Raw genomic sequence first — 12,994 nt, 5'->3', positions numbered from 1 at the left:
AGGTCAGCGGGAAGACGAACTCACTGAATCCGGGTTTGAAGCGCAGCGTCTCGCATCAACGCGAGAGCCCGAGTATCGATGCGTTGAACGGGAAAACCTGGACGATGCTGACGCGATACTCGGGCTGCTGAAAGAACATGCTAGGTAGTGACTAGATCAACCTGAGAGGGTAACCGCCAAGGCCTTCTGAGCTCTGGACGGTCTTCTTATTGTGGTACTCGATCAGTCCGTTGCTGTTCATGATTCCCAGGGCAACGATTCCTGATGGGAGTGGACGGTAATCCACGACAACGCCGCGGATCCCACCGATGACGTGAACATCAGCACCCAGTTCGAACTTCTTTTCATCCATGCCACTCAACTTACCGGGTTCGGGCGGCTTTTCTATACCGTTCGTCGACCTTGCTGATCTGTCATCTCTTCAGCATGTTTACGGAGTGCTGATAACACTGCACCTCGGATGATCGCCCAAAGAATCCAAAGGCCGACGATCACGCCGAAGAGCCAAAATGCGATCCGCCCGATGATAGCAATTGTGAAGTAATCCATAGCAACACCATATCTAGCCCCGGAACTCAACCGGGGCTTTTCTGTACCCATGAGAGGGGAACATGGAAACCACTGAACGAGCCGTAACCCGGCTCACCGAAACACACACTGTGCCAGTGCATGACACGTTCGGGGAATGCCCGCCACTGCTCGAGATGCTGCGAGAAGCACGCTACCCGAACCTTGGGCGTACGCGTGGCGGCGGATCCGGCACCGGTGACATGTTCGACGTGAAAGCCGTCGAAATGTACGAAACCATCGACGCCGGGGTGCGCGCATGGCTCAACCATTACCGACAAGACAGCACCGGTGATCTGCTCGACGCAACCAAACACCTGCACTCAACGTTGAAAGCAGAGGAAGCTGGCGGCCGCCTCAACGAGGCCGAGCGCATGTTCGCCATGTTCCACACGTGGGTGCATCGCATTGAGGATCATTTCGATCCGCCAGGGGAGTACGAGCTCACCGGTGCATGCCCTGAGTGTGGCGCTGAGAAGATCCCAGAAGGGGAAGAACCAGAACCTGGCCAGCCTGACGAGCGCCCGATGAAGTGGGCTGTGCGTATCCAGGTGAAGCCAGGACGTGCGGTGATCCCTGAATGCCATGCGTGCGGGAAGATGTGGGTGACCAGGGCTGATCTCACCGCGCTTGCGGAAGGCATAAAGGCCGAAGTTGAATGGGTTGCGTTGCAGGAACTCACCGGGGAGGTTGTTGACATTCCAGTAGATTCGCACTAACTTTTTTAGTGCGCGGAATACTTGTCGCAAAAATCAGCCACTCTCTTGCAGGGTGGCTTTCGTGTTTCTAGGTGCGTTCTTCTTGTCCGTAAGAACGCACCTAGTCATGTCTTCCATGATGCGTCATGCACTGTTCGTATCGGCCAGTCGTGCCGAAGGAAGAAAACGACACTCTCGCGGTGGATCGGAGAGACGTGGTGCGTTCGCAAGTCGTTGCGCGCAAACGAACGCACCACGCACTGCAGAAGAAGCTGGTAAATACCGAGGCAAAAAGGCGCCCAAGTGCTTACTGAGCGCCGAGGATCATCTTTGCTACTTCCAGCGCTGCGGCGCCATCAAGCTCTGGAAGGTTCTCCCACCTGCCCCCAGAAACTGTGACCTCAACACCTGGAACCCAGATAGTCGTGCCAATGACAGCTGACAAGCCAATGTCGACAGTCATCGAGTAGGCCTGTCCGCCGTTCTCCTTGACCCAATCGTCACTGATGGCCTCGTAGCCGCTCATATTCTCAAGTGGGCTGTAATCGGGCCGCTCGGTAACCTTCGACAGGTTTACCTCGATGGAGCGTGCATTTTCTGGAGTGACTTCCTCGGGCGGAGTGTTCCAGCCGCATTGAACAGCATCTTCTGAAACGTTGTTCCAATCGTATGGAACGAACCCTTCGGTCCATGTCTCAACGAAAGGCTTAATGTCTTCGCATGACTTGATGTCAGCGAATGAGAATTCATCAGAAGAGTTGTTCTGGTTTGCTGAGGTCTGTTCTTTGGTTACTGAAGTTTCCTTGGCGTCAGTGGCGGAGCAGCCTGTCAGAAGGAGTCCAAACGCGCTTGCTGCAACAAGTATTGAAATTTTCCTCATGGCACAAGCATAGGATGCGGCATGCTGAACCCCAACTGCCTTGTGAATAAATCCAGTCGAACACCGAGACATAAACTTCCCGGCCATCGCGTCGGATCTTCTTCCCTATGTCTGCATCATCACCAGCATCAACGCCACACGGCAATGTCGGTGGCGCACTTCACACACTGGATGCCAGGCACAGGGAACCCCACCACTACAAAGGTATGCGAACGTCAATGCGTCCCAGTTGCAATGACAGTGAGACCTGTTGTGAGCAAATCGCGGCACGGCCAGTCATAATGAGAACTATGAAGAAAATCATAGCTGGCGCATTTATTACCGTCATTGCGCTCACAGGATGCTCGACCACCACACCTGAAGGTGCTTCGGCGCAAAACGAGGCGCCTGCAGAAGAAACAGCGCCGCTCAACCTCACTGGAAAATGGATCGACGAAGAAGCTGATGGGGGCACGCAGGTTGCAACTATTACCGCTGACACCATCTCGATCGACTGGGTAAACGAAGCAGAAGGAACCACCGCGGTCTACTGGGTAGGAACTTTCCCTGCACCAGACACCACCGATGACAAATACGACTTCACGTCGACACGAGACGCTGAAGCCACTGCCGCAGCAATGATGGCCTCAACGTCTGACAGCAAGGACTTCAGCTATGAAGACGGAGTTCTGTCATACACCGTCGAAGCAGTAGGCGTCACAAAGACGTTCAAGCTAACGCGAGAGTGACCATCGTTTAAAGAAACCCCCTCAGCCACACGAGGGGGTTTCTTGTTTCCTGAGTTAAAGCGTCAGAAAGAGGCAGTGAAAACGCAAGAACCGTTATGAACGCGAAGATTCGACAGCCTGACGCCTCATCGAGTGATGGTGGGCGTTGCTTCCTAGTTAATCGCCGTCGAAGTTTTCTTCGCGGTGTTTGCGCCTCGGGTTTGTTGTGGCTTTTATGAATAGTTGGACGAGGGAGCGTTTCTTCTCAAAATACGTGCGGCGTTCCAGCTCTCCGTTTGCGTACTGTTCGTCGAGCTCCCGGAGCGTTTCCTTTGCCGCATTCGCGTCGAAACGTGATTGCAGCTCGCCGAAGCAGTTGTCGGATCTGATTTTCATTGTTCCTCCGGTTCGTGGCAATCGGCATGCTTTTAGCGGCAAAGCGCATAGAAGGTGCAGTTTCTCTCGGCGGTGGTGTATAGTTTTAGATTGTAATGTCGTGTTTCTGCTGAACATCTAGTTCAGGCCGACATTCTTACAACCTCTGCATATTTGCGAGGAAGCAAGCACTTGATTGAAGTGATGATGAATCTCACTTCTAGATGTGGTTGCTCGAATTTGATTGGTCTTTTATTTTTTCCCTGCTACCACCGTGGCTTACTCAGACGTATCCTGGACCCAAGTTGATCATGACGTCTACGTTGCAAATAACAGCGGAGAATTTGCTGGCTTTGTCGCGATCGACGACGAAGACAACTTCACTGTCTATGATTCGCACAGCACTGAGCTGGCCCAAATGAGCTCCATGGTAGGGGCATTCGCATTGGTGGAATCTCTAGTCACACATCGTCTACCCGGTGCGGCAAGTTCTAAAAGCCATGCCACTCGTTTTCCCCGGCGGAACTGCCGAGGCATAACTGACCGTCTAGGTCTTCAAACAACGTAAGGAAACAATAATGGCAACAGGAACAGTGAAATGGTTCAACGCTGACAAGGGCTTCGGCTTCATTGCCCCCGATGACGGGTCCGCCGATCTCTTCGCTCATTTCAAAGCAATTAACGGTGCTGGATACCGCAGCCTTGAGGAAAACCAGAAGGTTTCCTTCGAGTCTGAGATGGGTCCGAAAGGTCCCCAGGCAGCCAACATCCAGGTTATCTAAAAGTTTCTTCGAGGCAGCGAAGTGTCAATTCCTGGTACTTCGCTGTCAGGCAAGAACATATGGGTGACCTTGCATGTGATGTGACTTACATTTGACTAAACGGTACTTGCTGAAGCTTGAAACGCTGACTCTGCGTGAAACGCTCAGTGGCCGCCCTTAGGAAATAGGTTCATACATCTCTGACATTCTCGCTGACGCTGTCAGCACACTGGGTCCTCTCCGTAAGACTTTTGCCCGAAAAGAGGATTTTCCGCATATTGCGCGCGCATATACGCGACTCTCTCAGGAGATACGGCAGCTAGGTCTGTTGTCTCGGAGCCCCTGGTTTTACATACTTACGGGATTCTCGATCTTTCTCGGTTTTCTGCTCGTGTTGGCGGCATCAATTATTCTCGGCGAGAGCTGGCTGCAACTCATTGTTGCAGCTTGTTTGGGACTGCTGTTTACTCAGGTCGCATTTTTAGCACATGAAGCGGGACATCGACAGATTCTCACTGCCGGTCCTTCCAATGATGCACTTGCCCGGGTACTCACGGCGTTTGTTGGTATTAGTTACTCGTGGTGGGACTCGAAACATAGTCGACACCACGCTAACCCAAACATGGAAGGTAGAGACCCCGACATTGAAGTCGATACCATTTCCTTCCTGCAACAAGACGCAGCCTCGGCTACCGGACTTCGCAAGTTCATAACCAAACGTCAGGGGTGGCTATTTTTCCCCCTGCTCACGCTGGAAGGTTTGAACCTCTACGGACATAGTTTCCGATATCTATTAACGGAGAAGTCGGTAAAATCTCGCTGGAGCGAGTTGAGCATGATTTTCATCCGAACCATTTTGGTTTTCGTGCCCATTTTTGTTTTTCTGCCACTCGGAATGGCGTTCGCGTTTTCTGGCATCATGCTTGCGGTGTTTGGCATCTATATGGGCGCATCTTTTGCGCCCAACCACAAGGGCATGCCCGTTATTGCGGCGGGAGAGCGTATTGACTTCTTTACAAAGCAAGTCCGCACCTCTCGTAATATCCGTGGTGGCTGGTGGGCGACAATCTTTATGGGTGGCCTGAATTATCAAATCGAGCATCATCTGTTTCCCAGTATGGCTCGGCCAAAGCTTGCGAAGGCACGGCTAATTGTTCAGCGATTCTGCTTGGAGCATGATGTGCCGTACGTGGAGACTTCACTCATCGGCTCATATGCGATTGTCATTCGATATTTGAACGAAGTTGGACTTGCTGCGCGAGACCCGTTTGAATGTCCGATGGTTGCGGAGTTTCGACGCGCTTAGAGGGTTAGAGTCCCAAATTTATAGTGTTGCTACCCCATCTGCGGACATGGCCAGAACAGTTGATTTAGGCGGTCTTACCCATCGGTCTAGCGCTGTGGGGATGTAAAGAATCGTCCTTCGCTCTTGCGTGAGTGAAGGACGATTCTTTCTAGACGACAACATTTCCTGCCAAAGGATTCCTGGATTAGGCAGCGGTTGCAGAATGCTGCTCGCTGTGATTCGGAACGCGTTCGTAATGCATCGTTACCTAACTGCTCGAACGCTTTTCGATCTCGGAGCTACATTCAAAGTCAGCTACCTTCTTGTAGATGCCCTAACAGTCGGATGCGCGTCTTACCTAGAACATCGCGTCACTCATATTCAAATCGGCGTTCAGTTCTTTTTGCGACCCGTGATGAGGCCCCAAATTAGTAGAACGATTATCGATCCGGCAATTGCAAGCGCCCAGGAAGACAGAGACCAGAACTTGTCTATGTCTGCGTTAAAGAGCAACGATCCTAGCCAGCCGCCAACCATTGCGCCTATGACTCCAAGAATGAGTGTTGCGAACCATCCACCGCCTTGTTTTCCTGGGAGAATCGCTTTCGCGATCGCTCCGGCGATCAAACCCAGTAGAACGAATGCCAAGAATCCCATGATCAATCCTTTCGTTTGTTGCACAATTTCACTCCGACGGCTGGGGAATGTCAAGGCATTTTTCGACTGGCTACAAAACTTAGTACTATTGATTGCTTTTGTAAGGAATCGATCATTGCACCCGGCTGAATATCGAGATGGATGCATTTGCTACCGGACTTCACGGATGTTGAAGCTCGGAGCTGTCAGCATTGCCACGTCGCCGCTTGGGTGCTGCAGGTTCAAGAACGAGTAACGCAACTGCGCCCCGCGCTCACCCTTGTTTGGGTAGGTGCGGGGAATTTTGTGCTGATACGTTCAGCGCGATGCGCCGGTGCCACCAGTCCGCACGTCTTCAAAGACACGGGCCATACAAGCCTACTTTTGCGGTGATCTGTTCATACGTGATCCTCTGAGAACGCAACCCAACGCATAAGGACACCCTCAATGGGTGACGTGATGATTTTGGTGATGTGGTGCCGTCTCGGCGCCAAGGAAGAATGTCCACCCGCTACCTTGGCGCTGGCCCTGCCAAAGTCAACTTGAACAATGCTTGCTCCAAGTACTGTGCTTGATTGCTAAAGCCAGGCTTGGAAGCAAAAGATTTATTCATCGTGGCGGAAAGACCAAGCTGATCTGACTATGCATGATTAGTCTCTCTGTTTCAGAGTGACTACAGAGTGTGGCCGTCGCAGCAGCTATAAACAGTTGAGACGGCCACACTGAGTCCAAGAGAGATTCATGAGCTACCGATGTTTTGATGCAGCAAGAAAGGAATGGAATTTGCTTTCGCTCGCTGTAGTTAGGGAAGAAGTGTCCTACTTGCATCGATCGGATACTTGGTCATCTGAGAAGACGGGTCGTTGTTATCGTGGCTCGGGCCAATCCCCTGATCCTGCGCTAGAAACGTTCTTTAGCCCAAAGCCTTGCTAACTTTCTCAGCTTTACTCCTCGCCAACGCCACATACCCTGGAGGAACACGAAGAACAGCGGCGCAAAAAACCCGCCAACTGTGAGTTCGTCCTTCCAAATACTCGTGTATGAACTCGCCGGCTTGATGCTAATTTCGTGGTGCCAATAACGCAAAAGTGCCAAAGGTCCAGACAAAGGTTTCCCGACATCCTGCATCGTTCTTGGCGCTGAAGCGCATGTCGCCTGACAGGAATCCTCGATCGCGATCCGCTGAGAACCGACACAGAACCTGCCCAAAAAATATATTCCGACATCTATTTGTGAGCCAGAGACAAACTCTCGTGGAAACTGCCGCCCTGCTTTGGGACGCATTTGGAGCATCGGCCTGTACAACTGCGCTGCAACAGCCGGATCATGAACTGCACCCCACGCGATATCCGCCGAGCAATCCAATAACACCACAGTACGAATACGCGTGACAAACATTCGTTCTACTCCTGACTTGTTCTGCCGCGTTGGTGCGTGGATAGGCGCCGCAGCGAGGACCGTACAATCGTGTGATGACAACCCTAGTGTGGCTCCGCGATGATCTGCGGCTGACTGACAATGCGGCTCTCAGCGCAGCTGCGGAAGATCCAGATGGAATTGTGGTGCTCTACCTTCTCGATGAGGTGTCGGAACACATTCGGCCACTCGGTGGCGCCGCAAAGTGGTGGTTGCACCATTCCCTTCATTCCCTGCAGCAATCGCTGACTCATTTTGGGATCCCACTTGTTTTGCGAAGCGGGGCTGCAGAAGAAGTTATCCCCGCTGTAGTAACTGAATGTGCAGCAGATCGAGTGTTCTGGAATCGCCGCTATGGGCCGGCCCGTGAGCATGATGCGAAACTCAAGGCTGTGCTACGACAGTCTGGAGTCGCGGCCCACTCCTACCCTGGTGACGTGCTCTTCGAGCCCTGGACAGTCACGAGCCAGTCAGGTGAACCGTACCAGGTGTACTCAGCATTCTGGAGGACTTGTACATCGGGACGCGACCCCGCAGTACCGCTTTCAGTGCCCAAACATTTGAAAAGCTCGCAAAACCTTGCCAAGAGTGAATCTTTGGATGAATGGAGGTTAACCCCCTCAGCTCCTGACTGGGCGACCGGAATTGCCAGCCGGTGGCAACCAGGCGAATCTGCAGCTCAACAAAAGCTCGAGGAGTTCCTCGAGACCCGGGCGCAACGCTACTCTCGAAGAGACTTTCCCTCAGAAGACACGGGATCTGAGCTTTCCCCCTATTTGCGCTGGGGAGAGATAAGTCCCCGCCAGGTTTGGCACAGGACGCTACGAACTGGAGGAGATGTCGGTTTGTTCCTGGGCGAAATTGGTTGGCGTGAATTCGCGAAGCACACCGAATTTCACCTTGGTCCGTTGCACAAGCGCAACCTCAACAGCCGCTTTGACGCGTTCCCTTGGCGTCTCAAAACCGACGAAGCATTCGTGGCGTGGAAGTCAGGACGCACAGGCTTTGGAATCGTTGATGCCGGAATGCAGGAACTCTGGCAAACAGGCTTCATGCACAATCGTGTGCGCATGATTACTGCTTCGTTGCTCACAAAGAACCTGGGCTTCGACTGGAGATTAGGTGAAGCGTGGTTCTGGGAAACCCTCGTTGACGCAGATGAAGCAAGCAACCCATTCAACTGGCAGTGGGTGGCTGGGTGCGGTGCAGACGCGGCCCCGTACTTTCGCATTTTTAACCCCGATCTGCAACAAAAGAAGTTTGACGCAGACGGTGCGTATGTCGGTAAATGGGCGCCATATAGTTTAACCTTGCCGAAAATTATCGACTTGAAATCCACCAGAACACACGCGCTCCAGGCGTATCACGGTCTAGCTCGCTGATTGAGGAGCGCATTTTCTAGGCTGGGTTATGTTGAATTCAAACAGGGCTTGTTAGCTAGCTCGTGATGCGCTGATACTTAGCCCTGTATATATCTAACCAGGCTAACTAAAATTGCACTAAGTTGGTTACTGTGACTCACAAGAAGCCCGTTGCGCACACGTCCACAATCGTCCGGGAAAACTTTGCCTCGACCCCAGCGGCAGTGGATATCGAGCAGCTTCGCAATGTCACCGATCTCCTCACACAGCGAAACCTCGTGGCTCCTCACCACATTGCTTTCGAAATACGCGAACCAGGCGCCAATATGGATGTTCCTTGGACTCCAGTGAGCACGAGCGAGTTTCTTGAGCAGGTTCAGAGTGTCGCCAAGGGGCTACTCGCAAGCGGCGTCCAGCCTGGCGAAGCCGTTCTTATCCTGGCGCCAACGCAGTACCTTTGGGCTGTCGTGGACCAGGCCGCACTGTTTGCAGGTGCGCTCGTTGTGCCTGTGTACGATACCGCACCCATCGGGCAGCTCGCGAGTATTCTTTCGGACGCAAAACCAGTCGCGGCTTTTACAGGCACACAGGAGCATCGTAAGTTGCTATTTGACGCAGCACTTGCGGCCAACATTCAGGTTCCGACAAATTGGCTCCTCGAACCCGGTAGCCCAAACTCACTCGAAGCTCTCTGCGCGCTCGGGCACTCAGTGACCGACTCAGAGCTAGAAGTCCGCCGAACCGGCGCCAACTTGGACGACGTTGCGACGATCGTGTATACCTCAGGAACCACAGGAACCCCTAAAGCAGCACTCATCTCTCACCGAAACCTCGTTGGGCAAGTACTCAATACCGCCGCCGCTTACCAGGACGTGGTGAACGAGCAAGGAAATACCGTTCTATTTCTCCCACTCACTCATGTACTGGGACGCGCGCTTCAACTGATCTGCATTGCAAACGGCATGCGTATCGCTCACTTAGCCAACCCCAAAGAGGCAGTCCAGGCGCTATCAGTACTCAGGCCGACATTCCTGGTCGTCGTGCCGCGAGTGCTCGAAAAAATCGAGTCCGCAGTGGCTCTTGCTGCGGAGAAGAAGCATCTCCTTCCTCTTTGGCGCTGGGCTCGAAACGCGGCAATTGTCCGCGCGCAGTACATCGAATCTGGGAAGGCAGCGCCTGTCACGCTCCGTGTCCGATGGGCAATCTTTGACCGACTATTCTTCTCGCGGCTCAGAGCAGTGATGGGCGGAAGAATGGAGTTTCTACTCTCAGGCGCTGCAACGTTACGACCGGAACTTGCCCAGCTGTTCTCCGGCATTGGAGTTTCGGTCATTGAGGGATACGGGCTCACTGAAACCACAGCACCCCTCACCGGCACACGGCCGGGTTCGCTCACTGCCGGTTCTGTTGGCACACCACTTCCTGGGAATGAGGTACGAATCGCGCCAAACGGCGAAATTCTCGCTCGAGGGATCGGCGTCTTTCCCGGGTATCGAAACCCTGAAGACACTGCCTCCGCGTTCATTGATGGCTACTTTCGCACTGGTGACCTCGGCCATCTCAACGAATACGGATCACTAACGCTCACAGGCAGACTCAAAAATGTACTCGTCACCTCAACGGGTCGGACTATTTCACCCGAAGGATGGGAACAAGTAGTCGAGCTGCATCCCCTCGTCGCTCACGCAGTACTCATCGGAAATGATCGCCCCTACCTCACGGCACTTGTTGTGATAGACCCAGAAGCCGTTCAGGCCTGGCTTCAAGCACGAAATGAGGCCCCACTCGAGGATCTCAACTCACCTACATTCACCGCCATCGTCGACGAACGTTTACACCACGAAATCGCTACAGCCATTTCCAATGCCAACGCCGAAATGCAACCTGGTGCACGAGCTCAATCTTGGTCGTTGGTAGCGCTCGGTACAGAAAACCCAGGGGCCTTCATCACCCCGACTATGAAGCTAAAACGGCAAGCACTACTCGAAGCGAGCGGTCCCTACATTGCACGTTTGTACTCACCCGACCGCACCACATAGTCCGCATTTCTCCCCACAACGTCTACAGGAAGAACCACCATGACCAAGCCTCATCCGATCGCACTGACCGTAATCATTGGCGCCGTCATCGCTCTTGGCGTGCTACTTGCACTAGCCGGAAGTCAAGGCGGATGGACCCTCAGCAGCTCTGGTCCACTACCAACGATTCCTGGATTCGCGTTTGCAGTACTGCTGACCTTCCTCGTGCAGTGGTTCGCCTTCATCCCGTCAGCATTCGCACAAACAGACCGCTATTTTGATGCGACCGGTAGCATCACGTATATTGTGGTGACAACCGTGCTCATCGTCTTGTCACCATCAGTTGACGTGCGGGACCTTCTCCTTGCGTGCGTTGTGATCGTGTGGGCAGCTCGACTCGGAAGCTTCCTGTTTGCTCGCAATATTCGCTCAGGCGGGGACGACCGTTTTGATGACATCAAGACATCAAAACTTCGCTTCTTTTTGGTCTGGACATTGCAGGCGCTATGGGTGAGTCTGACCGCCGCGGCCGCTTGGATTTCGCTTACATCATCAAGCACCGCGCCGCTTGACTGGACGACTTGGGTCGGACTGTCGCTGTGGCTGATCGGCTTCACAATTGAAGTAGTCGCAGACGTGCAAAAGAACCGTTTCAAGACTGACCCGCGTAACCATGGCCGCTTCATCAGTACGGGACTTTGGTCAGTCTCCCAACACCCAAATTACTTCGGTGAAATCATCTTGTGGATCGGAGTACTCCTTATCGCCGCTCCAGCCCTCCACGGGTGGCAGTGGGTTGCACTCTTCTCCCCTGTGTTTGTGATCTTGTTGCTCACCAAAGTGAGTGGAATCCCCACGCTTGAGAAAAAGGCAGCGGAGAAGTGGGGTGATGACCCCGAGTATCAGCGGTATCAGGCACGCACGTCAAAACTCATCATCATGCCCAGCAAAAACACACCAGCTCAGTGACGGCTCTGTTAGCATCATCCCCTTCACATGCATTTAGACAACTGATTTTCTGCGGAGAAGATCGTTCTTCGCGGTGATGCCTGACCGTCGTACGAGCCACTCTACGCGCAGTAATAGAATCAGCCCCTCATTCCTTCGGGAATGAGGGGCTGATTTTCGTGTTTCACGAGCTAGTTGTCGCGGAGGTCTTCTTTGGCTTCGTTGCGAGCCTTGGTTGCGTCACGTTCAGCTTCTGCCTTTTTTACGTTGGCTTCAGCCTTCACCTCGTCGATCTTGTCCTTGGCGCGATCGATGGTGTCTTCAACTGATCGGCTTACCTTCTTAGCGGCAGCCTCGGCGGTCTCTTTTGCGTCTTCCAGAAATCCCATGAGTTTTCCTTTCGTCGTGAGGTTTCCCAATATTCCGCAACGGACTGCGAGAATCAACCAAAAGACGCATGGTCACAGGAATCTCTGAGCCGTAGGAGAGATCCCGCCCTCGTCGACGTTGAACAAGGCAAGCGTGGTGAGTAAAAGAAGCGCCCTTCGTTCACCCTTGTATGGGCGGGCGCGGGGCGTTTTCCGCATGAGCAAAACAAATGTGCAAATACCGCAGTGAGTTCGCTATGATCTTGTTGTCTCCTGCCCCTTGGAAGAGTACCCCCGCATTTTTGTACGGTATTACTCAAGAACAGGAGACGTGTATGGCAGTTACTTGTCATCATTGTGGACGAAGACAGAAGAAAGCCCCACCTGACTGGTGGAGGATTCTCTACCGAGTTGGTGGGGCGACCTTTTGTTTGTTCAGGTTCCTGCAAGAACAGGGCTTGATCTAGTTTATGGAGCCGGGTTCATTGGCGTGGACCCGGCTCAATCTTTGCGCCTGGTGCAGACGGTTAATTCTATCACTTTGTTTTGCATTTGTTGCATTTAGATCCTGTGCGTTTGCTAAGCAAGTCCAGGTCAGGGTGCTAATTACCTTCTGTCTGCGTGTGGTGCGTGGCGCTTTTAGTATTTGGAATCATCGCCCAATCGCAGCGCACGCACTCTCACCAGCCAGCTGGCCACCAAGCTATGTACGCTGCAGTGCAGTACGGGCACGTGGGAGCGCCGAGAGGAATCAGGTAGCCGTCTGGTCGTATCGGTGATTGCATGCGCCCAGTTTCAGCCTGCTCACGTTCACGTGGAAGGGCGTGACGTGATCTGTGGGCTACTTCACCGATCGAACGTTTCCCACGGTGTGTGAGCAACGTAGTGCGATTACACGAGACGGTCTTGAAGATCCCAGGTGCGCCAAGTCACGTATGCTGCCATCTCGAGTGATGGGAAGAATCCGAGCAGCA

General features: G+C 53.1%; 13 protein-coding genes. 7 read left to right on the top strand and 6 right to left on the bottom strand.

What is annotated here, in order from left to right; genetic code table 11:
* Positions 1–151: 151 nt before the first annotated feature.
* Together FW756_RS01095 and FW756_RS01090 are read right to left on the bottom strand one after the other, a co-directional pair.
* Entirely contained in the window at positions 152–352 is a 201-nt protein-coding gene (locus FW756_RS01095; protein ID WP_446428337.1) for a hypothetical protein, read from the bottom strand.
* A gap of 32 nt (positions 353–384) precedes the next feature.
* Entirely contained in the window at positions 385–549 is a 165-nt protein-coding gene (locus tag FW756_RS01090; RefSeq protein ID WP_446428336.1) for a hypothetical protein, read from the bottom strand.
* A 62-nt stretch (positions 550–611) separates the two neighbouring features.
* Between FW756_RS01090 and FW756_RS01085 the strand changes: the two genes are divergently transcribed.
* A complete protein-coding gene (locus FW756_RS01085) occupies positions 612–1,286 on the top strand; it encodes a DUF7341 domain-containing protein (RefSeq protein WP_446428335.1) in 675 nt (224 codons plus the stop codon).
* Between the two features lie 286 nt (positions 1,287–1,572).
* On the opposite strand, the gene FW756_RS01080 is transcribed toward FW756_RS01085, so the two are convergent.
* A complete protein-coding gene (locus FW756_RS01080; protein ID WP_446428334.1) occupies positions 1,573–2,145 on the bottom strand; it encodes a hypothetical protein in 573 nt (190 codons plus the stop codon).
* Positions 2,146–2,435: 290 nt separating this feature from the next.
* Between FW756_RS01080 and FW756_RS01075 the strand changes: the two genes are divergently transcribed.
* Entirely contained in the window at positions 2,436–2,873 is a 438-nt protein-coding gene (locus tag FW756_RS01075) for a hypothetical protein (RefSeq protein ID WP_446428333.1), read from the top strand.
* Positions 2,874–3,029: 156 nt separating this feature from the next.
* On the opposite strand, the gene FW756_RS01070 is transcribed toward FW756_RS01075, so the two are convergent.
* On the bottom strand, positions 3,030–3,248 hold the full coding sequence (locus tag FW756_RS01070; protein ID WP_446428332.1) for a hypothetical protein: 219 nt from the start codon (positions 3,246–3,248) through the stop codon (positions 3,030–3,032).
* A gap of 557 nt (positions 3,249–3,805) precedes the next feature.
* Between FW756_RS01070 and FW756_RS01065 the strand changes: the two genes are divergently transcribed.
* Positions 3,806–4,009: a cold-shock protein gene (locus FW756_RS01065; RefSeq protein WP_188022691.1), complete on the top strand. Its 204-nt coding sequence runs from the start codon at positions 3,806–3,808 to the stop codon at positions 4,007–4,009.
* Positions 4,010–4,172: 163 nt separating this feature from the next.
* The gene (locus FW756_RS01060) at positions 4,173–5,294 is read left to right on the top strand and encodes a fatty acid desaturase family protein (RefSeq protein WP_446428725.1); all 1,122 of its coding nucleotides are present in this window, start codon (positions 4,173–4,175) and stop codon (positions 5,292–5,294) included.
* Positions 5,295–5,666: 372 nt separating this feature from the next.
* Here the strand turns inward: FW756_RS01060 and FW756_RS01055 are convergent, their stop codons facing one another.
* Positions 5,667–5,930: a GlsB/YeaQ/YmgE family stress response membrane protein gene (locus FW756_RS01055; protein ID WP_188022690.1), complete on the bottom strand. Its 264-nt coding sequence runs from the start codon at positions 5,928–5,930 to the stop codon at positions 5,667–5,669.
* Between the two features lie 1,451 nt (positions 5,931–7,381).
* Between FW756_RS01055 and FW756_RS01050 the strand changes: the two genes are divergently transcribed.
* The 3 genes from FW756_RS01050 (at position 7,382) to FW756_RS01040 (ending at position 11,673) form a co-directional block, all read left to right on the top strand.
* Positions 7,382–8,707: a cryptochrome/photolyase family protein gene (locus FW756_RS01050; protein WP_446428331.1), complete on the top strand. Its 1,326-nt coding sequence runs from the start codon at positions 7,382–7,384 to the stop codon at positions 8,705–8,707.
* Positions 8,708–8,838: 131 nt separating this feature from the next.
* Positions 8,839–10,725: an AMP-dependent synthetase/ligase gene (locus FW756_RS01045; RefSeq protein WP_446428330.1), complete on the top strand. Its 1,887-nt coding sequence runs from the start codon at positions 8,839–8,841 to the stop codon at positions 10,723–10,725.
* A 39-nt stretch (positions 10,726–10,764) separates the two neighbouring features.
* Entirely contained in the window at positions 10,765–11,673 is a 909-nt protein-coding gene (locus FW756_RS01040; protein WP_446428329.1) for a DUF1295 domain-containing protein, read from the top strand.
* Between the two features lie 170 nt (positions 11,674–11,843).
* On the opposite strand, the gene FW756_RS01035 is transcribed toward FW756_RS01040, so the two are convergent.
* Entirely contained in the window at positions 11,844–12,041 is a 198-nt protein-coding gene (locus tag FW756_RS01035; RefSeq protein WP_446428328.1) for a hypothetical protein, read from the bottom strand.
* Positions 12,042–12,994: the final 953 nt, after the last annotated feature.

The sequence above is a fragment of the Leucobacter sp. 1207-22 genome, from assembly GCF_052850455.1.
The sequence above is the reverse complement of the archived record's forward strand: the minus strand, read 5'-3'. Positions and strand labels throughout refer to the sequence as shown.